The following is a 23,192-nucleotide window of genomic DNA, read 5'->3' as shown; positions in this document are numbered from 1 at the left end:
GCGCGGGAGCGCGGCCCGCCCGCTCACACGCCCAACGGCGCACCGCCGCCGCGGACGCCTCCTACCGCGCCGGTCACCTCCCGGTCACCGGCCGCGCCCCCGCTCCTTGTACATCCGCCGCTGCCACCGGCTCACGGCCTTCCACTTGTCGCGCTGCTCGGCGCGCAGCCGCGCGTCGGTCCGCGAGGCGATCCACGCGTTCTCGCGCAGCAGCTTGCGGTAGCTGTCCAGGCGCCGCTGCGCAAGCGACCCGTCCGCCACGGCCGCCAGCACCGCGCAGCCCGGCTCCCCGGCATGGGCGCAGTCGCCGAACCGGCAGCCCCCGGCCAGCTCCTCGATGTCGGCGAACGCCCGCCGCAGCCCGTCGCCGGCGTCGAACAGCCCCACGCCCCGCAGCCCCGGCGTGTCGATCAGGACGCCGCCGCCCGGCAGCGGCAGCAACTCCCGCCGCACCGTGGTGTGCCGGCCCTTGCCGTCCGATTCCCGGACGGCGCCCGTGGCCAGCGCGTCGGCGCCCAGCAGCGCGTTGCCGAGGGTGGACTTGCCCGCGCCGGACGGCCCGACCAGCACCACCGTGCCCGACAGCACCGCCGCGACCACCTCGACGCCGTCGCCGGTCGCGGCGCTGCACGCCACCACGTCCACGCCCGGGGCGGCGACGGCGACCGCCGCCTCCGCCTCCCCGGCCGAGGCGACCTGGTCGGCCTTGGTCAGCACGACCACCGGCCGCGCCCCGCTCTCCCACGCCAGCGCGAGCAGCCGCTCCAGGCGCCCGAGATCGGGATCGGGCACCAGCGGCACCGCGATCGCGACGGTGTCGACGTTGGCGGCCAGCACCTGCCCGCGCGAATCCCGCGACGCCGACGACCGGACGATCGCGGTGCGGCGCGGCAGCAGCGCCGCCAGCACCGGCCGCCCGTCCGGGCCGTCCGGCCGAAGCGCCGCCCAGTCGCCCGTGCACGGCGCCTGCGCCGGATCGGCGGGGGACCCGAACGCCCCGGCGGCGGCCCGCCCGGGACCCGACTCGGTCACCACATCGCACAGCCCGCGGTCCACGGCGGCGACCCGCGCGGGCACCAGCCCGGCCGCGCGGTGCGGAAGGAAGACGTTCTCCAGGGTCTCGTCCCAGCCGTAGGCGGACAGGGGAGACCCGTCGAAAGAAGACAACGGAATGGAACCCTTCACAGAAGGGGCCCCGGCGAGCGGCCGGACGAAGCGGACCGGTGTCAGCCGGAGGCCCGGAAGACGAGGACGGGCTGGCTGCCGCGCGCGACAGCGGACGCAGCAGCGACTGCGACAACGGCCATGGCCCTCATCCCCCTCTCGGTTCCGCGCCCGACCCTAGCCGCCGCGGCCCGCACCGGGCCACCGATTAACGCGCCCCCCGACCACCCCCCGACCGGCCCGCCGACCGGCCGCCGTGGAGCCGCCCGGAGCGCCCGCGCGGCCGTTCGGCGGAGGCGGCCGCCGCAGCGGGGGAGTGGAACCGCCAATCGGAACGTATGGTGATTTGAGGCGGCGGACCGTGATAGGGGGCATGGCCGTGGACGAAAGCGACCGGCAGGACGAGCAGCCGCGCGACCGGGAACCCGGCGCGACCGGCGGCCTCGCCGAGCGCGCGGCGCACGCCGACCAGGCCGCGGCCGAACGGCTGGAGGAGCTGTGGAACGGGCTCGCGCCCGTCGCCGGAGGCGCCGCACGCCTCGCCACCACCGTCAGCGAACCCGTCCGGCACGCCGCCCGCGACGCCGCCTCGCTCGCCGCGTCCCGGATCGTGGAGCAGATGGCCGGCACCCCGGTGATGAAGGCCGTGGAGAAGGCCGCTCGCGACGCCGCCGTCAAGGCCGCCTCCGCGGCCGCCGAGAAGGCGGTGCGGGAGGCCCGCGCCGCCGCCGAGGCCAACCCCGCCACCGCGGGCGCGCTGGAGGCCGCGACCGCCGCGATGACCCTGGCCGGTCAGGCCGCCCAGCACCCCATGGCCGTCGCCGCGCGCCGCCTCGCCGCCCGCAGCCCCCTCGCCCGCGCCGCCACCGCCACCGCGCTGGACGTGGCGGGCCGCACCATGACCACCGCCGCCGCGTCACCGGCCGCGCAGGCCGCCACCAAGGCCGTCGTGGACGCCGCGATCGACACCGTCGCCGACGCCGCGGTCGACGCCGCGCTGGTCGCCGGCCGCGACATCGTCGCCCGCGTCGTCCGCGAGACCGCCCGCGACACCGCCCGGGACCTGGCCGCCGCGCTGCGCGAGCGGGCCCGCGGCTCCGCCGAGCTGACCGCGATCGCCGCGGAGCTGTCCCCGATCGCGGGCGCCGCCGCCGGCGCCGGCCGCGACCTGGCCGAGCGCACCGGCGCACGCGAGGCCGCCCGCTCGGCCGGCGGGCTGCTGGCCGCCGCCGCGGGCGGCGCGTTCGCCCGCACCGCCCGCGACCTGGCCGTCCGCGCCGCCGTCCAGGCCGCCACCGCCGCCATCGAGGTGGTGATGGCCGAGCTGCTGCGCGAGGCCCTGAAGATCGCGATGAAGGACGTGCTGCGCGGCATGGTCCTGGACGTCGCCCGCGACGTGGTGGTGGACGTGGCCCGCACCACCTGGACCACCGCGACCCGCCCGGCCCCCGGCCCCGTCGTCATCACCGCCGAACCCGTCACGACCGAACCCGCCACCGCCGCGGCCACCGCGGAACCCGCCGCCGCGGCCGACGTGTGGGCCGACGAGACCGACGGCGGCCCGGCCCGCTGAAGCGCCGCTCAGAAGTTCCTGAAAGATCCATGAGAAACCGGTACCGGCGGCCGGAGCCCTCACCGGCGCTGTTTACGGTGAGTACATGGAGCCCGGCACCCCGCAGGCGGCGCCCGCCGCACGGATACTGATCGTCGACGACGAGCCCGCCGTCCGCGAATCGCTGTCCAGCAGCCTGGAGTTCGAGGGCTACCGGGTCGCCGAGGCCGCCGACGGCGCCGCGGCCCTGCAGAGCGTCGAGGCCGAACGCCCCGACCTGGTCGTGCTGGACGTGCTGATGCCCCGCATGGACGGCCTGACCACCTGCCGCCGGCTGCGCGCCCTCGGCGCCACCATGCCGGTGCTGATGCTCACCGCCCGCGACATGGTCGGCGACCGCGTCACCGGCCTGGACGCCGGCGCCGACGACTACCTCGCCAAACCGTTCGAGCTCGACGAGCTGCTGGCGCGGGTGCGGGCCCTGCTGCGCCGCACCGCGATGAACGCCGACACCGCCGCCGGCGCCGCCGGCGCCCGCCGCGAGGACGTCCTGTCCTTCGACGACCTGCGGATGGACACCCTCACCCGCGAGGTCACCCGCGGCGGCCGGCCGCTGGCCCTCACCCGCACCGAGTACATGCTGCTGGAGATGTTCCTGGCCCACCCCCGCCAGGTCCTCACCCGCGAGCAGATCCTGGAGACCGTCTGGGGCTTCGACTTCGAACCCGCCTCCAACTCCCTCGACGTGTACGTGATGTACCTGCGGCGCAAGACCGAGGCCGGCGGGATGCCGCGGCTCGTCCACACCGTCCGCGGCGTCGGATACGTCCTGCGGACGGCGGCGTCCCCGTGAGCACGCGGCGGCGCCCGGCCGGGAAACCGCCCATGACCCGGCGGTTCCGAATGACACGGCGACTCACCCTGCGCGCCCGGATGGCGCTGCTCACCGCCGCCGCCGTCGCCCTGGCCGTCGCCGTCTGCGCCGCCGCCGGCTGGTACCTCACCCGCAACCAGCTCTACCACGAACTCGACCGCCGCCTCGGCGCGTCCATCGGCGCCCCGCCCGGCCCCGTGCCCGGCGGGGAGCCCGGACCGGGCGGCCGCTTCCTGCACAACATGGAGCGCCAGATCGACCAGGCGCTGCTGATGTGCCGCTCCGACGCCACCGGCGGCAACACCGACCTGCGTCCGTTCGGCCCCTACGAGATCACCCAGGTGGTGAACGCGCAGGGGCGGGCCTGCACCATCCCCAACTTCGGATCGCTCGAGGTCACCGCCGCCGACGCGCGGGTCGCCCGCGGCGACAGCGACCGGGCGCTGCACAACGGCACCGGCGTGACCGCCGGCGGCAAGACCGAGGACGTGCGGATCCTCACCTTCCCCGCGCAGACCACCGGCGGCGTCCGGATCGCGGTGTCGGTCGCCATCTCCCTGGACGAGGTCGAAGGGCCCCTGGACAACCTGGCGCTGCTGCTGGTCGCCGTCACCGCCCTCGGCGTGCTGCTGTCCGCCGCCGCCGGCCTGATGATCGCCCGCGCGTCGCTGCGGCCCGTCGACGAGCTGACCGGCGTCGCCGAGCACATCGCCCGCACCGAGGACCTCGGCATCCGCATCCCCGCCGAGGGCACCGACGAGATCGCCCGGCTCGGCCGCTCCTTCAACGCCATGACCGGCGCCCTGGCCGCCTCCCGGGAACGCCAGCAGCAGCTCATCGCCGACGCCGGGCACGAGCTGCGCACCCCCCTCACCAGCCTGCGCACCAACATCGACCTGCTGCTGCGCGCCGAGGCCAGCGGCCGCGACTTGCCCGCCGCCACCCGCCACAACCTGCTGGTCAGCGTCAAGGCGCAGATGCTGGAGCTGTCCAGCCTGGTCGGGGACCTGCTGGAACTGGCCCGGCCCGACGAGGCCGAACCGGTCCGCCAGAGCGTCGCGCTGCACGAGGTCGTCGACCGCGCCGTCGACCGCGCCCGGCTGCGCGGCCCCGGCCTGACCGTGCGGGCCGACACCGAACCCTGGTACGTCCAGGGCGACCCCGCGTCCCTGGAACGCGCCGTGGTGAACCTGCTGGACAACGCCGTGAAGTTCTCCCCGCCCGCCGGGACCGTCGCCGTGCGGCTCGCCGGCGGGGAGCTGACCGTCCGCGACCACGGCCCCGGCATCCCCGCCGCCGACCTCCCGCACGTGTTCGAGCGGTTCTGGCGGTCCCCGTCGGCGCGCAGCCTGCCCGGCTCCGGGCTCGGCCTGTCGATCGTCGCGCGCGTCGTCGCCGAGAGCGGCGGCCGCGTCGCCCTGGAGGCCGCCGACGGCGGCGGCACCCTCGCCCGCGTCCGCCTGCCCGGCACCGCCCAGCCCCGCGACTGACCCCGGCCGCGCCCCCTGAGTGGCGGCCGCGGCGTTTCTCATACCGCGTTAATCAACGGCTCAGGGGCTTCCCACACCGGCCACCGAACCTCGGTCACATGAGTCACCTTGTCACCGAACGGGGCACGCCCGCCGCGCCGCCCCCGCCCGTGCACGACCACGGCGGGCGGGGACGGCTGGTGGAGGTGGTCATCCCCGTCTACAACGAGGAACGCGTCCTGGCCGCCAGCGTGCAGCGCCTGTACGCCTACCTGTCCGACACCTTCCCCTACCCCTTCCGCATCACCATCGCCGACAACGCCAGCACCGACCGCACCTGGCGGGTCGCCGGGGACCTGATGGCGCGGCTGGACCGCGTCAACGCCGTCCGGCTGGAACGCAAGGGACGCGGACGGGCGCTGCGGCACGTGTGGGGCACCAGCGACGCCGACGTCGTCGCCTACATGGACGTGGACCTGTCCACCGACCTGGACGCGTTCCTGCCGCTGGTCGCGCCGCTGATCTCCGGGCACAGCGACCTGGCGATCGGGTCGCGGCTCACCCGCGGGTCCGCCGTCGTGCGCGGCCCCCGCCGCGAGGTCATCTCCCGCTGCTACAACCTGCTGCTGCGCACCACCCTCGCCGCCCGCTTCTCCGACGCCCAGTGCGGCTTCAAGGCCGCCCGCACCGAGATCGTCCAGGCGCTGCTGCCCTCGGTGGAGGACGAGGAGTGGTTCTTCGACACCGAGCTGCTGCTGCTCGCCGAACGCAACGGGCTGCGCATCCACGAGGTCCCCGTCGACTGGGTCGACGACCCCGACTCCCGCGTCGACGTCGTCCGCACCACCCGCGACGACCTGCGCGGCATGGCCCGCGTCGGCCGCCGCATGCTCACCGGCGCGTTCCGCGCCCCCGTTGGCGGACGCACCCGCCCCACCGGCGGGCAGGCCGGGGCCGCGCTCCCCGCCGGGATGGCGCGGCAGCTGCCCGCCTTCGCCGTCATCGGCGCCATCAGCACCCTCGCGCAGCTGGTCCTGTTCGTGCTGCTGCGCCTGGCGATGGGACCGCTGTGGGCCAACGCGCTGTCCCTGATCATCACCACCGTGTTCAACACCGCCGCCAACCGCCGCTTCACCTTCGGCGTCACCGGCACCCGCCGCGCCTTCCGCCAGCAACTCGAAGGCGGCCTGACGTTCCTGCTCGGCCTCGCGCTGTCCACCGGCGGGCTGGCGCTGCTGCACGCCGCCGCGCCCGGCGCGTCCCGCGCCGTCGAGGTCGCCGCGCTCATCGCCGCCAACGCCGTCGCGACCCTGGTGCGGTTCCTGCTGATGCGCGCCTGGATCTTCCACCCCCGCCGCCTCGGCCACGCCGCCTCCCCGGCGGCGCCCGCGACGGCGGCGCCCGCGACGGCGGCGCCCGCGACGGCGGCGCCCGACCCGGACGCCGGCTCCCCGCACGCCGGCGGCCCCCGAACCGACGTCACGATCTCCCAGGATGGTCGCACGCCGGCCGCCGCCGAGGAGACTGGAGGAACCCGCCGATGACCCAGACGATCACCGCGCCCGCAGGCGGCACCCCCGCCCCCGCCCGCGCCGGACGGATCCGCCGGCTGCTCCTCGGCGCCCCCGGCGACCCCCGCTGGGCCCGCCCCGCGCTGTGGGCGGTCCTGGCCGTCGCCGCCGCCCTGTACGCCTGGAACCTGACCTCCGGCGGCTACGCCAACGACTTCTACGCCGCCGCCGTCAAGAGCGGCACCCAGAGCTGGAAGGCGTTCTTCTTCGGCTCCCTGGACGCCGGCAACTACATCACCGTCGACAAGCCGCCCATGGCGCTGTGGGTGATGGAGCTGTTCGGCCGCGTCCTCGGCTTCGGCACCTGGGCACTGCTGCTCCCGCAGGTCATCGAGGGCGTCGCCGCGGTCGCCCTGCTGCATGCCACCGTCCGCCGCGCGTTCGGGCACCCCGCGGCGCTCATCGCCGCCGCCGTGCTCGCCCTCACCCCGATCACCGTCGCGATCAACCGCGACAACAACCCCGACACGCTGCTGGTTCTGCTGCTGGTCGCCGCCGCGTGGGCGTGCCAGCGCGCCGTCGAGACCGGGCGGCTGCGCCCGCTGCTGCTGTCGGCGTTCCTCGTCGGCTGCGGCTTCAACACCAAGATGCTGCAGGCCTTCCTGGTCGTCCCCGCGTTCGCGCTGGTCTACCTGATCGCCGGACGCCCGGGGATCGTGCGGCGCCTCGGGCACCTCGCCGCCGCCGGCGCCGTCCTGGCGGTGTCGTCGTCCTGGTGGATGCTGATCGTCGACGCCATCCCCGCCGGAAGCCGCCCCTACATCGGCGGCAGCACCGACGGCACCGTCTGGGACCTGGTCATCGGCTACAACGGCCTCGGCCGCGTCTTCGGCGAGAACAACGGCCCCGGCGGCGCGGGCGGCCCGGGCGGCGGGGGAGGGGGAGCCTCCTTCGGCGGCCAGGCCGGCGCCGGGCGGCTGTTCAACGACGTCGTCGGCGGCCAGATCTCCTGGCTGATCCCGTTCGCGGTGATCGCGCTGATCGCCTGCCTGGTGCTGCTGTGGAAGCGGCCCCGCACCGACCTCGCCCGTGCGGCGCTGCTGCTGTGGGGCGGGTGGCTGGCCGTCCACTACGTCATCTTCAGCTTCGCCGAAGGCACCTTCCACCCCTACTACACCACCGCCCTGGGACCGGCGATCGCCGCGCTGACCGGCGCGGGCGCCGTCCTGCTGCACGGCGCCGGGAAGGCCGGCGGCCGGCTGTCGCGGGTGTGGCCACCGGTGCTGTGCGCCGCGATCGCCGTCACCGGCGCGTGGGCGTTCACGCTGCTGAACCGCACCCCGTCCTGGCACCCGTGGCTGCGCTGGACGATCGCCGCCGCGGCCGTCCTGGCGGTCGCCGCGCTGCTGCTGGGCCGTTTCGTCCGCCGCGCCGGAACCCGCGCCGTCGTGGCCGGGACCGCCCTCGCCGCCGTCGCGGCGCTGGCCGGGCCGGGCGCCTACGCGGTGTCGGCGGCGTCGGCCCCCTCGGGCGGCTCCAACCCGCAGGCGGGGCCCTCCACCGGATCCGGACCCGGCGGAATGCGCGGCATGCCCGGCGGGTTCCGCGGCGGCTCACCCGGTGGCTTCCCCGGCGGCCAAGCGCGCGGCGGCACTCCGCCGAACGGCGTCGCCCCCGGCGGCCGGACCCCGGAACAGGGACGCAACGCACAGGGCGCAGGCCAGATGCCCTGGGCCGGCGGCGGCGGGCGCGGCTTCGGCGGCGGCCCGGGCGGGGGCGAGGTCAGCACCCAGATGATCTCCTACCTGGAGAAGAACCAGGGGAACGCCACCTGGCTGCTGGCGGTCTCCAGCTCCCGCACCGCCGACCCGATCATCCTCAGCACCGGACGCCCCGTCATGGCGATGGGCGGCTTCACCGGAAGCGACCCCGCCATGACCGTCGCCAAGCTGCAGCAGTACGTCAAGGACGGCAGGCTGCGCTACATCCTGCTCGGCGGCGGCATGGGCCCCGGAGGCGGCGGCGACGCCTCCGTCACCGCCTGGGTGCAGAAGAACGGCACCCTGGTCAAGCCCGCCGAATACGGCGGCACCTCCACGTCCGGCTCCACCGGCGCCCAGCTGTACAAGCTCGGCTGACCCTTGGGACACCCAACGATGACCTCCACGATCCAGGCCGCCCCGCCCGCCGCCCCGCGCGGGCGGGGCGGCCTCCCGCACCGCGTCCTGCACCGCCTGTGGCGCGGGCCCGCCGCCGACCCGGCCTGGGCCCGGCCCGCACTGCTCGCCCTGCTCGCCGCGACCGCCGTGCTGTACCTGTGGGGCCTCGGCGCGTCCGGCTGGGCCAACGCGTTCTACTCCGCCGCCGTCCAGGCCGGCGCGACCAGCTGGAAGGCGTTCTTCTTCGGTTCATCCGACGCCGCCGGCGCCATCACCGTCGACAAGACGCCCGGCGCGCTGTGGCCGATGGAGATCACCGCGCGGATCTTCGGGGTGAACTCCTGGAGCGTCCTGGCGCCGCAGGCGCTGATGGGCGTCGCGACCGTCGCGACCCTGTACGCGGCCGTCCGGCGGCGGTTCCCCGCCTGGGCGGGACTGCTGGCCGGCGCCGCGTTCGCCCTCACTCCCGTCGCCGCGCTGATGTTCCGGTTCAACAACCCCGACGCGCTGCTGGTGCTGCTGCTGACCGCCGGCGCCTACGCCGCCCTGCGCGCCCAGGAGAACGCGAGCACCCGCTGGCTGATGGTCGCCGCCGCGTGCGTCGGCACCGGGTTCCTGGCCAAGATGATGCAGGCGTTCCTGGTCGTCCCGGTGTTCGCGCTGGTGTACCTGCTCACCGCGCCCACCCCGCTGCGGCGGCGGCTGTGGCAGCTGCTGCTCGCCGGCGCCACGCTGGTCGCGGCCGCCGGATGGTGGGTGCTGGCCGTCGCGCTGGTGCCCGCCTCCTCCCGCCCCTACATCGGCGGATCCCAGCACAACTCGGTCCTGGAACTGGCGCTCGGCTACAACGGCCTCGGCCGTCTCAACGGCGAGGAGACCGGCGGCCTGGGCAACCTCAACCAGGACGCCGGCGCCGGCCGGATGTTCGGCGCCGCGATCGGCGGCCAGATCTCCTGGCTGCTGCCCGCCGCGCTGATCCTGCTGGCCGCCGGGCTGTGGGCCACCCGCCGCGCGCCCCGCACCGACCCGGCCCGCGCCGCGCTGCTGCTGTGGGGCGGCTGGCTGCTGCTCACCGGCGCGATCTTCAGCGAGATGCAGGGGATCTTCCACGAGTACTACACCGTCGCGCTCGCCCCCGCCATCGCCGCCCTCGTCGGCATCGGCGCCGCGCTGCTGTGGGAATGGCGCCGCACCACCGAGGGCGCCGCGTTCCTGTCGGTGTCGGTCGCGGTCACCGCCGTGTGGGCGTACGTGCTGCTGGGCCGCGCCCCCGGCTGGCACCCCTGGCTCGGCCCCGTCATCGTCGCCGGCGGGCTGCCGGCCGCCGCGGCGCTCGCCGGCGTGCGGCTGCTGCACGGACGGCTGCTGGCCGCCGTGCTGGTCCTGGCTGCCGCCGCGTCCCTCGCCGGGCCCGCCGCGTACGCGGTGGACACGGCCGGCACCCCCCACACCGGCTCCATCGTCACCGCCGGCCCCCGCACCTCCGGCGGCTTCGGGCCCGGACGGGGCGGACCGGGCGGCGGCGGACGCGGAGCCGGCCGCCCCGGCGGCGGCTGGAACCGCGGCCAGGGCCTCGCCCCGCAGCAGGGCGGGCAGCCCGGCGCAGGCGTCCCCGGACCCGGAACCGGCGGCCGGGCAACCGGGCAGGGCGCACCCCAGGGCACGGCGCCGGGCGGTCCCGGCGGCGGCGCGGGAGGCGGCCCGGGCGGGCTCCTCAACGCCGGAACGCCCAGCGCGCAGGTCACCGCCGCGCTCAAGGCGAACGCCCGGTCCTACACCTGGGCCGCCGCCGCGATCGGGTCCAACACCGCCGCCGGCTACCAGCTCGCCACCGGCGAACCGGTCATGGCGGTCGGCGGGTTCAACGGCACCGACCCGGCCCCCACCCTCGCGCGGTTCCAGAGCCTCGTCCGCCAAGGGAAGATCCACTACTTCATCGGCGGCGGCGGGACGATGATGGGCCGCGGCGGCGGCAGCGGAAGCGACGACGCCCAGAAGATCAGCGCATGGGTCGCCGCGCACTTCAAGGCCGCCACCGTCGGAGGCACCACCCTGTACGACCTGTCGGCCGGCGCGTCCGGAACCGCGTGACCCGCGCCACCGGACCCGCCGCGGTCCGTGATGTACTCGGAGAGGACACCGCGACGACCCGACGACGGGGAGTGATCACCGATGGCCGACACGCTCGACGACACCGACGTCGCCGACCGCCTGCGCGCCCTGCCCGACTGGACCAGGAACGGCGACGAGATCCGCCGGGAGGTGACGGCGCCCTCGTTCCTGGCGGGCATCGCGGTCGTGGACGACGTCGCCCGCGCCGCCGAGGACGCCGACCACCACCCCGACATCGACATCCGGTGGCGGACCGTGGCGTTCGCGCTGTCCACCCACAGCGCCGGCGGGCTGACCGGCAAGGACTTCGACCTCGCCGCGGTGATCGACCGGATCGCCGAACGGCACGGCGCGCGGTAGCGGGCGCCCGATGGCCGTGCAGGTCGCGGTGTGCGGACCCGCCGAATGCACCGAACGCGACTGGGACCGCGCCCACGAGACCGGCCGGCTGCTGGCCGCCCGCGGCGCCGTGGTGGTCTGCGGCGGGCACGGCGGCGTCATGGCCGCCGTCGCCGCCGGCGCCCGCTCCGCCGGCGGGACCGTGGTCGGGGTGCTGCCCGCCGCCGACCGGTCCGCCGCCGGCCCCGACCTGACCGTCGCGCTGCCGACCGGGCTCGGCCAGGCCCGCAACAACCTCATCGTCAACGCCGCCGACGCCGTCATCGTCGTCGGCGGGTCCTGGGGGACCCTGTCGGAGCTGGCGCTGGCGATGCGCGCCGGACGCGTCCCGGTCGTGCAGCTCGGCGGCTGGCTCGTCCACGACGAGGACGGCCGGCCCGTCGCCGGGATCGTGCACGCCACCGACCCCGCAGACGCCGTCCGCGCCACCGGCCTGTGGGACTGACCCCGCGCCCCCGGCGCCCCGGCCGCCCGGGTCAGTGGACCGAGAAACCGCCGTCCACGAAGATCGCCTGCCCGGTGACGTAGGACGACGCCGGCGAGGCCAGGAACACCGCCGCGCCCGCGAAGTCCTCGGCGACGCCGTTGCGGCCCGTCATCGTCTGCGCCGCCAGCGCCCGCACCCGCGCCGGATCGTCCTGCAGCCGCGCGTTCAGCGGCGTCAGCACGAACCCCGGCACCAGGGCGTTGGCGGTGACGCCGCGCGCCGACCACGCCTCCGCCTGCGACCGCGCCAGCGCCACCAGCCCCGCCTTCGACACCCCGTAGGCGCCGCTGGTGACGAACGCCCGGAACGCCTGCTGCGAGGCGATGTGGACCAGCCGCCCGAACCCCCGCTCGGCCATCCCCGGCCCGAACCGCTGCCCGAGCAGGAACGGCGCGTCCAGGTTCACCGCCATCGTCGCGTCCCACACCTCCTCGCCCAGCTCCTCCATCGGCGGCCGCAGGTTGATCCCGGCCGCGCTGACCACGATGTCGGGCTCGCCGAACGGCTCCACGGCGCCGCGCGCCGCCTCGGCCACCCCCGGCCGCGACCCCAGGTCCGCGCTGACCCACGCCGCCCGGCACCCGCGGGACCGCAGGTCCGCGACCGTGCCCGCCAGTTCGCGCTCGCGGCGCGCGACGACCACGACCGACGCGCCCGCCCGCGCCAGCGCCTCGGCGACGGCCCGCCCGATCCCCGAGCTGCCGCCCGTCACCACCGCCGTCCTGCCCTCCAGCGAGAACAGCCCGGCCAGGTACGACGACGTCCGATCGATCACGGAACGGCAGCCTACGGGCCCGCCACCGCCCGGCACGCCGCCGGGGTCAGGAGGTCAGCAGCTTGGCGCGCAGCGCCGCGATGGTCGCGTCACTGAGCCCGAGGCCCTTGCGGACGTAGCCGTCGAAGCCGCCGTAGGCCTGGTCGACCTCGTGGAACGCCTCATCCAGCCACGACGACTCCACCGCGTCGGGCCTGCCGAGGTAGGCGTTGCTGGCCAGGTAGTCCTGGTACACCGTCGCCTTCGGGACGCCGAGGATCGTCAGCAGCACCGCCGCGCCCCACCCGGTGCGGTCCTTGCCGGCGGTGCAGTGGAACACCGTCGCGCCCGGATCGGCGGCGATCGAGGTCAGCAGGTCGCGGTAGGCGCGGCTCGCCCCGCTGAAGTCGACCATGAACGGGTAGGCGATGGACTGCCCGAGGTTGGACGACCCGGTCAGCAACCCCATCAGGAACCCGTACAGCAGGCCGCCCAGCGCCGGGTCGGCGAAGGAGATCCCGTGCGACAGGTCCTCCACGTCGGCGACCTTGTAGGCGATCCCGGCGGGCAGCCGGTCGGGGTCGTCGGAGCGCTCCTTGGCGTTGCGCAGGTCCACGTCCAGGGTGATCCCGAGGTCCAGCAGCGTCTGCTGGTCGGCCGCCGACAGGTTCGCCAGCGAGTTGGACCGGTACACCGCGCCGCCGCGGACGTGCCGGCCGTCGGCGGTGGCGTACCCGCCGAGGTCGCGGAAGTTGGCGGCCGTGGCCAGCCGCGGCGCCGCGGCCGCCGACCGGGCCGCGGACGCGGCGGGCGCCTGCGCCGGGGCGGCGGCGAGGGCGGGCGGCGCGGTCAGCGCGCCGGCCAGCAGCGCGGTGCCGAGCAGGACTCCGGACGTGCGGGGGGTGCGCATGGCGATCCTCATCGGGCGGCGGGGGAGAGGGGGACGCCCGCCATGATGCAGCCCGGCCGGACGGCGATGAACTGGTGAGCCCTCAAAACTTCCCGGCGATCATTGTGCGGGGCGACAACGGTCGCCGCCCGGGCCGTCCCTAAGGTGGAGGCATGGCTCCTTCGATCGCCACCGCGAACCGCGTCGAACGCTCCGAACTGCTGGACTTCCTGCGGCCCCGGCACCGCGCGCTGATCGCCACGACCCGCTCCGACGGCCGTCCGCAGCTGTCGCCGGTGACCTGCGGCGTCGACACCGAGGGCCGCATCGTGGTGTCGACCTACCCCGAGCGCGTCAAGGCCCGCAACGCCCGCCGCGACGCGCGGGTGTCGCTGTGCGTGCTGTCCGACGACTGGAACGGCCCCTACGTGCAGGTCGACGGGACCGCCGAGGTCATCGACATGCCCGAGGCCGCCGACGCCCTGGTCGACTACTACCGCTGCATCGCCGGCGAGCACCCCGACTGGGACGAGTACCGCGAGGCGATGCGCCGCCAGGACAAGTCCCTCATCCGCGTCGCCATCGACCGCTGGGGCCCCATCGCGACCGGCGGCTTCCCCCCCCGCCTCGCCCCCACCGACTGACCGCCCACCGGCCCCCCGCCGCCCGCCGCCCGCCCCGAAGACCGAACCACCCTCCCTGACGCATCTGACGGACGCTGTCGGACTGATCCTGTATAAGTGGATCACCCCGCGCCGAATCCCGTCGAACGTCCGGAAACGGTGGCATGCCCGAGCCCGCGGTCCGCCCAGAACAGCCGCCCACGTCCCCGTCCCCGCCGCGCGGGTTGCTGAGCCGGTTCGCCGACCGGCGCCGGCAGAGCCGCAACCTCCCCGAACCGGTCCGGCGGCTGCCCGTCACCGAACGCGCGGCGGTGGCACGCGCCGTCCGCAAATGCGTCCCGCCCGCCGACCCGGCCCTGGACGAGCCGACTGTCGCGCTGAGCGCGTTCACGCGCCGCCAGGTCCGCCGGTACGGGTGGCTGTACCTGGGGACGCCGGTGGCGGCGCTCGTCATGAGCGCGGCCATGCTCATCGCATCCCATGACGAGCAGACGCTGGGCACCGCGGTCTTCCTGGTCGGCGCGGCGATCGTCACCCCGGCCTTGGCGGTGCGGCGGCTCGAACGCCTGGAACGGCTGGAGTCCGCGCTCCGCACCGGCGGCCGGGACGGGCCGCCCACGCCGCGCCGCCGAGTACGCGTCCCCTCGCCCGCCACCGCCGCGGTCACGGCCGGGATCATGGTGGTCGCCTCCGGGCTGTGGCTGCAATGGGACGCCCGCCTCAACCGCCCGGACTGGACGATGGACGGCCCGCACGGCTCCTTCCCGGCCCCGATCGCCGCACAGGCCCCGCAACGCCCGCAGTACGTGAAGATGACCTATCCGTTCGACGTCCTCACCTACCGCGGCATCGTGATCCGGGCGGCCCGCGACTCCCGTTCGGTGACGGTGTACGGCGTCCGCCCGCCCACCACCTACTGGCGACTCACCCGCCGCGACCACCAGCTGCTCGACGCCGACCTCGATCCGTCCACCGGACGGCTGCTGACGGTGTGGGCCCATGTCGACCACGACACCGACGACACCGAGGCGCCGATGACGGCCATGATGCTCGACGTGCGGACGGGCAAGGTCCGCTGGGAGCGTACGGTCCCCGGCGACCCGGTCGACCTGGACCGCGGCTCGTCCTTCATCGGCCGGATGGCCGCCATACCCACCTACCAGGACCTGAGCGTGCTGGACCCGGCGACCGGTCACCGGCGCTGGCGGCTGCGCGACCGGTGCGAAGAGGGAGTGGGCGGCACCATCGGAAGCACGCTGATCCTGCGCCGCCAGTGCCCGGAGACCGGGCTGCTGCTGGAAGGCTACGACGCCTCCACCGGACACCGCCGGTGGAGCAAGAGCTTCGCGAGCTGGTGGCCGGGCAGAGACCTCGCCCGCGAACTTCCCGTCAAGGTCGACGCCCTCGACCGCAACAGAATGGTGGTCTGGACACTGGAACGGGAGGCCGTCTACGACGCCGCGACCGGCGCGGAGCTCGGTGAGCACCGCCAGCCCATCGACGGCGACGGCAAGATCTTCGACACCGAGACCGGTTACGGCCCGTGCCGGCTCCACCCCGATCACGACCACCGCGACGGGATCTGCGCCACCGACCCGGTCTCCGGGCGCCGGCTCTGGAGCTTCCCCTTCCCCGGCGCCGAGGAGACGACGCAGCTCAGGTCCCCGATGGCCGTCGCCGACGGACGCGTCTACACCCTCACCAGCGACCACGGCGGAGAGATCGTCGACCACGTCGACGTCAACGACGCCCGGACCGGCGCGCTGCTGGCCCGCGTGTCCCCGGCGTTCCCCCGGCCCGATCACCTGTACGGCATCCAGGCCGCGGCCGGCGGTGCCCTGGTCCTCAACGACGCCCTCGTCGCCACCTCGACGCCGCACAAGACGGTGGTGCTCGGCGACGGATGACGGCCGTCCACGAGACGGGGCCGTGGACGGCCGCGGCGCGTCAGCTCGCGATCGCTCGCTTGGTGCGGGCGCCGAGGGAGCGGCGCAGGAACTCGGCGGTGACCGAGCCCTCCGCGCCCACCAGCGCGGCCGGGGTGCCCTCGAACACCACCCGGCCGCCGGCGCGGCCGCCGCCCGGCCCGAGGTCGATCACCCAGTCGGCGTGCTTGACCACCGCCAGGTCGTGCTCGACGACGATGACGGTGTTGCCGGCGTCCACGAGCCGGTCCAGCAGCGCCAGCAGCGCAGTGACGTCGTCGGCGTGCAGGCCGGTCGTCGGCTCGTCCAGCAGGTACAGCTGACCGGTGCGGTGCAGCCGCGCCGCCAGCTTCACCCGCTGCCGCTCCCCGCCCGACAGCGACGACAGCGGGCGCCCGAGCGGCATGTGCCCCAGGCCGACGTCGGTGAGGGCCCGCAGCCGCGCGGTGATCGTACGCTCGGCCGCGTCGTCGCCGGTGAACAGCGCCAGCGCCTGCTCGGCGGGGGTCTCCAGCACGTCGGCGATGGACCGGCCCCGCAGCGTGTGGGCCAGCACCTCGGGGCGGTAGCGGCGCCCGCCGCACGCCTCGCACCGCACGGTGACCGGGTCCATGAACGCCAGGTCGGTGCGGACGACGCCGGCGCCGTCGCAGTGCGGGCAGGCGCCCGCGGAGTTGTGGCTGAACAGCGCGACGTCGACCCCGTTGGCCCGCGCGAACAGGCGGCGCAGCGGGTCCATCGCGCCGAGGAACGTGGCGGGGCTGGAGCGCCGCGACGCGGTGATCGCCGACTGGTCCACCACCACCGCGTGCGGGTGGCGCGCCGCGAACTCCTCCATCACCAGGCTGGTCTTGCCCGACCCCGCCACGCCCGTCACCACCGTCAGCGCGCCGGCCGGGAACCGCACCGTGACGTCGTCGAGGTTGCGGGCGTTCGCGCCGGTCACCGCCAGCCATTCCGACGGCTCCCGGAACGCCGACTTGACGGGCCGGACGCTGCGCAGGGAGCGTCCCGTCGGGGTGGCGGCGCCGGCCAGCCCGGCGGCGGTCCCGGTGAACACCACCTCGCCACCGCGCGCGCCCGCGCCCGGCCCCATGTCCACGACGTGGTCGGCGGCGGCGATAACGGCTGGGTCGTGCTCGACCACCAGCACGGTGTTGCCCTTGTCGCGCAGCCGCCGCAGCAGCGCGACCAGCCGGTCCAAGTCGCGGGGGTGCAGCCCGGCGCTCGGCTCGTCGAACACGTACGTCATGCCGGTCAGGCTCGACCCCAGGTGCCGGACGACCTTCAGCCGCTGCGCCTCCCCGCCCGACAGGGTGCGGGTCTCCCGGTCCAGGCTCAGGTAGCCCAGGCCGATCTCCGCCAGCCGCCGCAGCCGCGTCACCGCCGCCCCGGCGACGGAGGCGGCGACCGGGTCGGTGATGCCCTCCAGCACCCCGATCAGGTCGCCGATCTCCAGCGCGCACAGCTCGGCGATCGTCCGCCCCGCGACCCGGGACGCGCGCGCCGCCGCGTTCAGCCGGGCACCGCCGCACTCGGGGCACGCCTCCTCGCGGACGACCCGCCGCGCCGCGTCCCGCACCGCCCCCTTGAGGGTGTCGATGTCGCGTTTGATGTAGAGGCGGTCGAACCGCTCGACGAGGCCCTCGTAGGCGTTGCTGCCCAGCGACCCCGTCCGGTTCAGCCGCTTCACCCGGAAGCCCTTGCCGTGCAGGAGCAGGTCCCACTCCTCGGCGGTGAAGTCGCGCAGCGGCTTGTCCGGGTCGAACAGGCCCGACTCGGCGTACAGCTGCCACACGAACGTGCCGACGCCGAACGGCGGGAAGTTCACCGCGCCCTCGTTAAGGGTCTTGGAGGTGTCGAGGAAGCGGTCCAGGTCGACGCGGGTGACGCGGCCGAGCCCGTCGCATTCGGGGCACATGCCGCGCGGGTCGTTGAAGGAGTACACCGACGCCTCGCCGGCACTGGGGACGCCGTGGCGGGAGAACAGCACCCGCAGCACCGGGTGGATCTCCGACGCCGTCCCGACCGTGGAGCGGGCGCCGCCGCCGATGGGCCGCTGGTCGACCACGACGGCGGGCGCCAGGTTCTCGATCGCGTCGGCGTCGGGCCGCTCGTGCTTGGGCATCCGGTCGCGGACGAACCAGCTGAACGTCTCGGCGAGCTGCCGCCGCGACTCGACCGCGACCGTCCCGAACACCAGCGACGACTTCCCCGACCCCGACACCCCCGTGAACACCACCAGGCGCCCCTTGGGGATGCGCAGCGAAACGTCCTTGAGGTTGTTCTCCCGTGCCCTGCTGATGATGATGTCGTCCCCGTACATGCCGCCCACGCTACGAAGCAAAGAGGTCAGGAACGGTCCTCATTGGTGGGCATACTGACGGCATGTCCTCGGCGCGCCTGCTGCAACTGCTGTCCCTCCTGCAGACCCGGCGCGAATGGAGCGGCCCGGAGTTGAGCGAGCGGCTCGGCGTGACGGTCCGCACCGTCCGCCGCGACGTCGAACGCCTGCGCGACCTCGGCTACCCCGTCCACGCCACGCTCGGCAAGGTCGGCGGCTACCGGCTGGAGGCCGGCACGGCGCTGCCGCCGCTGCTGCTGGACGACGAGGAGGCCGTCGCGATCGCGGTCGGGCTGCGGGGCGCCGCCGGGGGAGCGGTCGAGGGCATCGGCGAGGCGTCGGTGCGGGCGCTGGCCAAGCTGGAGCAGATCCTGCCCGCGCGGCTGCGCCGCCGCGTCGGCGCCCTGCACGCCGCCACCACCCCGCTGACCGGGCCTCCCGCCGGGCCCGCCGTGGACCCCGAGACCCTCACCGTGTTGGCCGCCGCGTGCCGCGACGGCGAGCGGATCCGCTTCGCCTACCGCGACACCGGCGGCGCCGAGACCTCCCGCCTGGCCGACCCGCACGGCCTGGTGACCGCCGGGCGCCGTTGGTACCTGGTCGCCTTCGACACCGGACGCGACGACTGGCGGACGTTCCGCGTCGACCGCGTGTCCCGCCCGCACCCGACCGGCGTCCGCCGCCCGCCCCGCGACCTGCCCGCCGGCGACGCCGCCGCGTTCGTCACCCGCTCCCTGGCCCGCTCGCGGCCGCTGCGGCAGGCGGTGCTGACCGTGCACGCCCCCGCCGAGGAGCTGATCGACCGGTTCCGCGTCACCGGCGCCGAGGTCGAACCGGTCGACGAGCGCACCTGCACGCTGCGCACCGCGCCCGACTCCCTGGAGTACACGGCGCTGCGCATCGCCTACCTCGACCTGGAGTTCGAGGTCGTCGAACCGCCGGAACTCGCCGAGCGGCTCGCCGCCGTCGGCGCCCGCCTCACCCGCGCCACCGCGCCCTCCCGCCGGGCGGCGGACGGCCCGTCCCGCACGGCGCCCGATACCAGGTCCTGAAGGTCCCCGGGGGCCCGCACTCCGTCACCCGGCGGAAACACTTCATGTGATCGATCGGCTACTATGAGTAGCAATATGGTGGGGATCATCGCCATCCAAGGAAAGGACCCGCGATGATCCAGCGCATCCCCCCAGGCACCGCCCTGGCAGGACTTTTCGCCCTCGCCATCGGCGCCGTGACGGCCCCTGCCGCCCACGCCGCCCCCGCGCCTCGTGCCCGCGCCGAATTCACCCGGGTCGGCTGCGAGGTGTCGCTGCCGGACCCGGCGTTCATCTCCTCGGACGCCAACGGCCGGTACGTCTCGGCCGAACTCGGCTACGACGACGGGGACTGGGGGATGCTGCGCGCCCGCGCCGACGCCATCGGCCCCTGGGAGCACTACACCTTCCACTGCAGCAACTCCACATGGTGGTTGCAGTCCGACGCCAACGGCCGGTACGTGTCGGCGGAGCTCGGCTACAGCGGGGGAGACGGGGGAATGCTGCGCGCCCGCGCCGACGTGGTCGGCCCCTGGGAGAAGTTCGCCCTCTACCGCGGCGCCGCCTCCGGAACCTGGGCGATCAGATCCCTGGAGAACGGTCGCTACGTCTCGGCCGAGCTGAGATACGACGACGGCGACGCGGGAATGCTGCGCGCCCGCAACGCCACGATCGGCCCATGGGAGCAGTTCGCCATCGGCGCGCCCTCGTGACCGCCTGACGGCAGGTGCGGGCCGGGCGGCCGTGTCGCGGCCGCCCGGCCCGCGTACCCGACAGAGCCCATGTACCTGACAGAAGGTGTCAGTCTCTTCTGCGATGCTCTCCATATCACCTCGTAACAGGCAGGAAGAGCACACATATGTCAGGTATCGCGGAGTTCATCGCCGTCAACATCGACTGCCCGGAACCGCCGAAGCTCGCGGCGTTCTACGCGGCGCTGACCGGCGGCGAGGTCACCTTCGACACCCCCGAGGCCGCCGCGGTCGCCCTGCCCGGCGGGCAGAACGTCTACTTCCAGGGCGACGCCGGGCACCAGCCGCCGACCTGGCCGACCGGGGAGCGCCCCCAGCAGTACCACCTCGACTTCTACGTCGACGACCTCGACAAGGCCGAGGCGCAGGTCACCGAGCTCGGCGGCGGCAGGCCCGACTTCCAGCCGGGCGGCGACCGCTGGCGGGTGCTGACCGACCCGGCCGGGCACCCGTTCTGCGTCTGCCTGCGCAGGCAGTAGCGGGTCAGGCGGGCAGGACGCGGACGGGCAGGCCGCCCCGGGGCCGCATCGCGGTGACGCTGGTCGGCGTCACCGCGGGCGACACCAGCCGCAGCCGGGTGCCGCGCAGCAGGCAGGCGAGCATCGTCTTGATCTCGACGGTCGCCAGCGTGGAGCCGATGCAGCGGTGCGGCCCGCCGCCGAACGGCAGGAACGTCGAGGCGCCGGTGGGGCGGTACAGCTCCGAGGCGGGGTCCCACCGCTCGGGCCGGAACCGCCCCGCCTGCGGCCACACCTCCGGCATCCGGTGGGTGACGTAGGGGGAGTACAGCACCATCGCGCCCGCCGGGATCCGGTGCCCGGCGTACACGAAGTCCTCGACGGGGACGCGGGCGCTCATCACCGCCGGCGGGAACAGCCGCAGCGTCTCCTGCACCACCCCGTCCAGGTAGGTGAGCTCGGGCAGGTCGGCCGCCTCCGGCGGCCGGCCTCCCAGGACATCGGCGACCTCCCGGCGCGCCCGCTCGGCCACGTCCGGATGCACCAGCAGCGCGTACACCGCCCACGCCATCGCCGCGCTGGTGGTGTCGTAGCCCGCCGAGATCAGGCTGATGACCTGGTCCTGCAGCTCCTGGCGGGTCAGGCCCGAGCCGTCCTCGTCGCGGGCGGCCATCAGCATGCCGAGCACGTCGTCGTGGTCGGCGCCCTCGCGGCGGCGGCGCTCGATCTCCTCGTCCACGCGCCGGGCGACCGCCGCGCGGGAGGCGGTGACGCGCCGCCAGTACGGGTTGGGCAGCGACCGCAGCATCATCTGCGCCACGAAGTTGCGGTCGATGCCGGCCAGCGCCACCTGCAGGCCGCGGCCGATCACCTCGGCGTCGGCGGCGAGCCGGTCGCCGAACAGCACCTCCACGGTGCTGCGGCGGATCACGCCGCGCAGCTCGGCGTAGGCGTCCAGCGTCCGGCCGGGCGTCCAGGACGCCAGCGCGGCATCGGTGTTGGCGGCGATCCGCGCGACGTACCCGTCGACACGGCGGTGGTGGAACGCCGGCTGGACCAGCCGGCGGCGCCGCCGGTGGTCGGGCCCGTCGCTGACGATCAGCGCGGTCTCCCCGTTCACCGGCACCAGCAGGTCGAACGCCTCCCGCCAGCGGAACAGCCCGGAGTTGGCGAACACGAACGCGTTGGCGTCCGGGCCGAACAGGTGCACGAACGGCCTGCGGCGCGTCCCGACGGCCACGACCGGGCCGTGCTCGGCGTACAGCCGCAGCAGGCTCGCGCACGGGTTCATCGCGAACCCGACGCCGTGCCGGGCGGTCACCGCCGGGGAGGGGGTCAAGGGTGCGGCCGGGGTCATCGTCGCGGATCCCACGCGCCCATCCTCGCACGCCCCGGCGGGCGGGCGCCCCCGCTCGTCCCGGCCGCCGGGCCGGTGCGAGGATGGGACGCGTGACCGACGAGACCGAGGCGCGGGGAACGGCGGCCTGGCACGGCAGGATCGAGCGTGTCCGAGGCACGGAGCTGCGTTCCGACACCGCCCAGACATCGGGGATGCGGCGGTTCGAGGCGATCTCCGGCGCCACCGTGGGATCGGAGCGGCTGTGGATGGGCCGCACGCACGTGCCGCCCGCGACCGGCTCCGGCGACCACCACCACGGCGAGGCCGAGACGGCGATCTACGTGGTGTCGGGGCACCCGGTGTTCGTGTTCGCCGAGGGCGAGCAGGAGGTCCGGGTCGAGACCGGGCCCGGCGACTACGTGTTCGTCCCGCCCTACGTCCCGCACCGCGAGGAGAACCCGTCCGGGGACGAGGAGGCGGTCGTGGTGATCGCGCGCAGCACCCAGGAGGGCATCGTGGTGAACCTGCCGAGCCTGTGGGCGCCGAGCCCGGAGGACGGGTGAGCGCGGTGCCCGCGGAACCCGGCGGACCCGGCGGGCGCCGGCCCAAGCCGGGGACGCAGACGGTCGACCGGGCGGTCGCGGTGCTGCGCACCTTCGAGGACGCCGGCCGGCAGACCCCCACCGAGATCGCCCACCGGCTCGGGCTGTCGGTGAGCACCGCGCACCGGATCGTGCACGCGCTGCACGCCACCGGCATGCTCGGCCGCGACCCGCAGACCGAGCGGTACTTCCTCGGCCCCACCGCCGCGATCCTCGGGCGGCTGGCGCTGGAGCGGATGGGCTCCACGCTGCTGCAGCCGGAGCTGACCGCGCTGCGCGACGGCACCGGCGAGGCGGTCAGCCTCGGCGTGCGGGCGGGCGACGAGGTCGCGGTGCTGCTGCACCTGCCCTCCACGCACCCGCTGCGCTACGACCAGCCGCCCGGCGACCGCAACCCGATCCACACCTGCGCGATGGGCAAGGCGCTGCTGGCGTTCGAGGACGACCAGGTCGCGATGCGCGAGCCGTACCGGCGGTTCACCCCCTCCACGCTCACCACGCGCACCGAACTGGCCGCCGAGCTGGCGCGGACCCGCGAGCGCGGCTACTCGGTCAACGACGAGGAGCGCCTCGCCGGGGTCCGCGCGGTGGCGGCACCGGTCCGCGACGGCGCGGGCCGCACGTTCGCGGCGGTCGCGCTGCAGGGCCCCTCGGTGCGGTTCGGCGACGACCGGATGCCGGAGCTGGCCGAGGCGGTGCTGAAGGCGGCGACGCGCCTCACCGCCCTGCACCGCCACCTGTCCTGACC

Annotated in this window: 20 protein-coding genes; 15 read left to right on the top strand and 5 right to left on the bottom strand. The window is 75.3% G+C overall.

Annotation, left to right across the window (positions count from 1 at the left end; all coding sequences use genetic code 11):
* Nucleotides 1–84: 84 nt before the first annotated feature.
* Nucleotides 85–1,167 (bottom strand): ribosome small subunit-dependent GTPase A, encoded by a 1,083-nt coding sequence (gene rsgA, locus ACA514_RS43705; RefSeq protein ID WP_375047377.1) that lies wholly within the window; start codon nucleotides 1,165–1,167, stop codon nucleotides 85–87.
* A 370-nt stretch (nucleotides 1,168–1,537) separates the two neighbouring features.
* On the opposite strand from rsgA, the gene ACA514_RS43700 reads away from it, so the two are divergent.
* From ACA514_RS43700 to ACA514_RS43665, 8 genes are all read left to right on the top strand, one after another.
* Nucleotides 1,538–2,737, top strand: coding sequence for a hypothetical protein (locus ACA514_RS43700; RefSeq protein ID WP_375047376.1), 1,200 nt, complete (start codon nucleotides 1,538–1,540; stop codon nucleotides 2,735–2,737).
* A gap of 85 nt (nucleotides 2,738–2,822) precedes the next feature.
* On the top strand, nucleotides 2,823–3,569 hold the full coding sequence (locus tag ACA514_RS43695) for a response regulator transcription factor (protein ID WP_375047375.1): 747 nt from the start codon (nucleotides 2,823–2,825) through the stop codon (nucleotides 3,567–3,569).
* Between the two features lie 50 nt (nucleotides 3,570–3,619).
* Nucleotides 3,620–5,080 (top strand): ATP-binding protein, encoded by a 1,461-nt coding sequence (locus tag ACA514_RS43690; protein WP_375047374.1) that lies wholly within the window; start codon nucleotides 3,620–3,622, stop codon nucleotides 5,078–5,080.
* Nucleotides 5,081–5,178: 98 nt separating this feature from the next.
* Nucleotides 5,179–6,603 (top strand): glycosyltransferase, encoded by a 1,425-nt coding sequence (locus ACA514_RS43685; RefSeq protein ID WP_375047373.1) that lies wholly within the window; start codon nucleotides 5,179–5,181, stop codon nucleotides 6,601–6,603.
* Nucleotides 6,600–8,708: a glycosyltransferase family 39 protein gene (locus ACA514_RS43680; protein WP_375047372.1), complete on the top strand. Its 2,109-nt coding sequence runs from the start codon at nucleotides 6,600–6,602 to the stop codon at nucleotides 8,706–8,708. The genes ACA514_RS43685 and ACA514_RS43680 overlap by 4 nt, the downstream gene beginning before the upstream one ends.
* An 18-nt stretch (nucleotides 8,709–8,726) precedes the next feature.
* Nucleotides 8,727–10,820: an ArnT family glycosyltransferase gene (locus tag ACA514_RS43675; protein WP_375047371.1), complete on the top strand. Its 2,094-nt coding sequence runs from the start codon at nucleotides 8,727–8,729 to the stop codon at nucleotides 10,818–10,820.
* A gap of 81 nt (nucleotides 10,821–10,901) precedes the next feature.
* On the top strand, nucleotides 10,902–11,201 hold the full coding sequence (locus ACA514_RS43670; protein ID WP_375047370.1) for a 4a-hydroxytetrahydrobiopterin dehydratase: 300 nt from the start codon (nucleotides 10,902–10,904) through the stop codon (nucleotides 11,199–11,201).
* 10 nt (nucleotides 11,202–11,211) lie between these two features.
* Nucleotides 11,212–11,685, top strand: a complete 474-nt coding sequence (locus tag ACA514_RS43665) for a TIGR00725 family protein (protein WP_375047369.1) — start codon at nucleotides 11,212–11,214, stop codon at nucleotides 11,683–11,685.
* 31 nt (nucleotides 11,686–11,716) lie between these two features.
* Here the strand turns inward: ACA514_RS43665 and ACA514_RS43660 are convergent, their stop codons facing one another.
* Nucleotides 11,717–12,502 carry an SDR family NAD(P)-dependent oxidoreductase gene (locus tag ACA514_RS43660; protein WP_375047368.1) on the bottom strand — a complete coding sequence of 262 codons (786 nt, stop codon included), beginning with the start codon at nucleotides 12,500–12,502 and terminating at the stop codon, nucleotides 11,717–11,719.
* A 46-nt stretch (nucleotides 12,503–12,548) separates the two neighbouring features.
* Complete coding sequence (locus tag ACA514_RS43655) at nucleotides 12,549–13,391, bottom strand: tyrosine-protein phosphatase (RefSeq protein WP_375047367.1); 843 nt, start codon at nucleotides 13,389–13,391, stop codon at nucleotides 12,549–12,551.
* A gap of 152 nt (nucleotides 13,392–13,543) precedes the next feature.
* Here ACA514_RS43655 and ACA514_RS43650 point away from each other — a divergent pair, with 152 nt between their 5' ends.
* Both ACA514_RS43650 and ACA514_RS43645 read left to right on the top strand, forming a co-directional pair.
* Nucleotides 13,544–14,014: a PPOX class F420-dependent oxidoreductase gene (locus tag ACA514_RS43650; protein ID WP_375047366.1), complete on the top strand. Its 471-nt coding sequence runs from the start codon at nucleotides 13,544–13,546 to the stop codon at nucleotides 14,012–14,014.
* A 143-nt stretch (nucleotides 14,015–14,157) separates the two neighbouring features.
* Complete coding sequence (locus ACA514_RS43645) at nucleotides 14,158–15,900, top strand: hypothetical protein (protein WP_375047365.1); 1,743 nt, start codon at nucleotides 14,158–14,160, stop codon at nucleotides 15,898–15,900.
* Nucleotides 15,901–15,940: 40 nt separating this feature from the next.
* Here the strand turns inward: ACA514_RS43645 and ACA514_RS43640 are convergent, their stop codons facing one another.
* Complete coding sequence (locus ACA514_RS43640) at nucleotides 15,941–18,244, bottom strand: ATP-binding cassette domain-containing protein (protein ID WP_375047364.1); 2,304 nt, start codon at nucleotides 18,242–18,244, stop codon at nucleotides 15,941–15,943.
* 62 nt (nucleotides 18,245–18,306) lie between these two features.
* Here ACA514_RS43640 and ACA514_RS43635 point away from each other — a divergent pair, with 62 nt between their 5' ends.
* The 3 genes from ACA514_RS43635 to ACA514_RS43625 all read left to right on the top strand — a co-directional run bounded on the left by ACA514_RS43635 (nucleotide 18,307) and on the right by ACA514_RS43625 (nucleotide 20,524).
* Complete coding sequence (locus ACA514_RS43635; RefSeq protein WP_375047363.1) at nucleotides 18,307–19,314, top strand: helix-turn-helix transcriptional regulator; 1,008 nt, start codon at nucleotides 18,307–18,309, stop codon at nucleotides 19,312–19,314.
* Nucleotides 19,315–19,427: 113 nt separating this feature from the next.
* Entirely contained in the window at nucleotides 19,428–20,006 is a 579-nt protein-coding gene (locus tag ACA514_RS43630) for a hypothetical protein (RefSeq protein ID WP_375047362.1), read from the top strand.
* A gap of 146 nt (nucleotides 20,007–20,152) precedes the next feature.
* Nucleotides 20,153–20,524: a VOC family protein gene (locus tag ACA514_RS43625; RefSeq protein WP_375047361.1), complete on the top strand. Its 372-nt coding sequence runs from the start codon at nucleotides 20,153–20,155 to the stop codon at nucleotides 20,522–20,524.
* A gap of 4 nt (nucleotides 20,525–20,528) precedes the next feature.
* Here the strand turns inward: ACA514_RS43625 and ACA514_RS43620 are convergent, their stop codons facing one another.
* On the bottom strand, nucleotides 20,529–21,875 hold the full coding sequence (locus ACA514_RS43620) for a cytochrome P450 (RefSeq protein ID WP_375047360.1): 1,347 nt from the start codon (nucleotides 21,873–21,875) through the stop codon (nucleotides 20,529–20,531).
* Between the two features lie 77 nt (nucleotides 21,876–21,952).
* Between ACA514_RS43620 and ACA514_RS43615 the strand changes: the two genes are divergently transcribed.
* Together ACA514_RS43615 and ACA514_RS43610 are read left to right on the top strand one after the other, a co-directional pair.
* Entirely contained in the window at nucleotides 21,953–22,405 is a 453-nt protein-coding gene (locus ACA514_RS43615) for a cupin domain-containing protein (RefSeq protein WP_375047359.1), read from the top strand.
* Nucleotides 22,402–23,190 carry an IclR family transcriptional regulator gene (locus ACA514_RS43610; RefSeq protein ID WP_375047358.1) on the top strand — a complete coding sequence of 263 codons (789 nt, stop codon included), beginning with the start codon at nucleotides 22,402–22,404 and terminating at the stop codon, nucleotides 23,188–23,190. The genes ACA514_RS43615 and ACA514_RS43610 overlap by 4 nt, the downstream gene beginning before the upstream one ends.
* The last annotated feature ends 2 nt before the right edge of the window (nucleotides 23,191–23,192 follow it).

This window comes from Actinomadura sp. NTSP31 (genome assembly GCF_041951385.1).
Taxonomy (GTDB): domain Bacteria; phylum Actinomycetota; class Actinomycetes; order Streptosporangiales; family Streptosporangiaceae; genus Spirillospora; species Spirillospora napierensis.
Note: the sequence above shows the minus strand (reverse complement) of the source record. Positions and strands in the feature narration are given on the sequence as shown.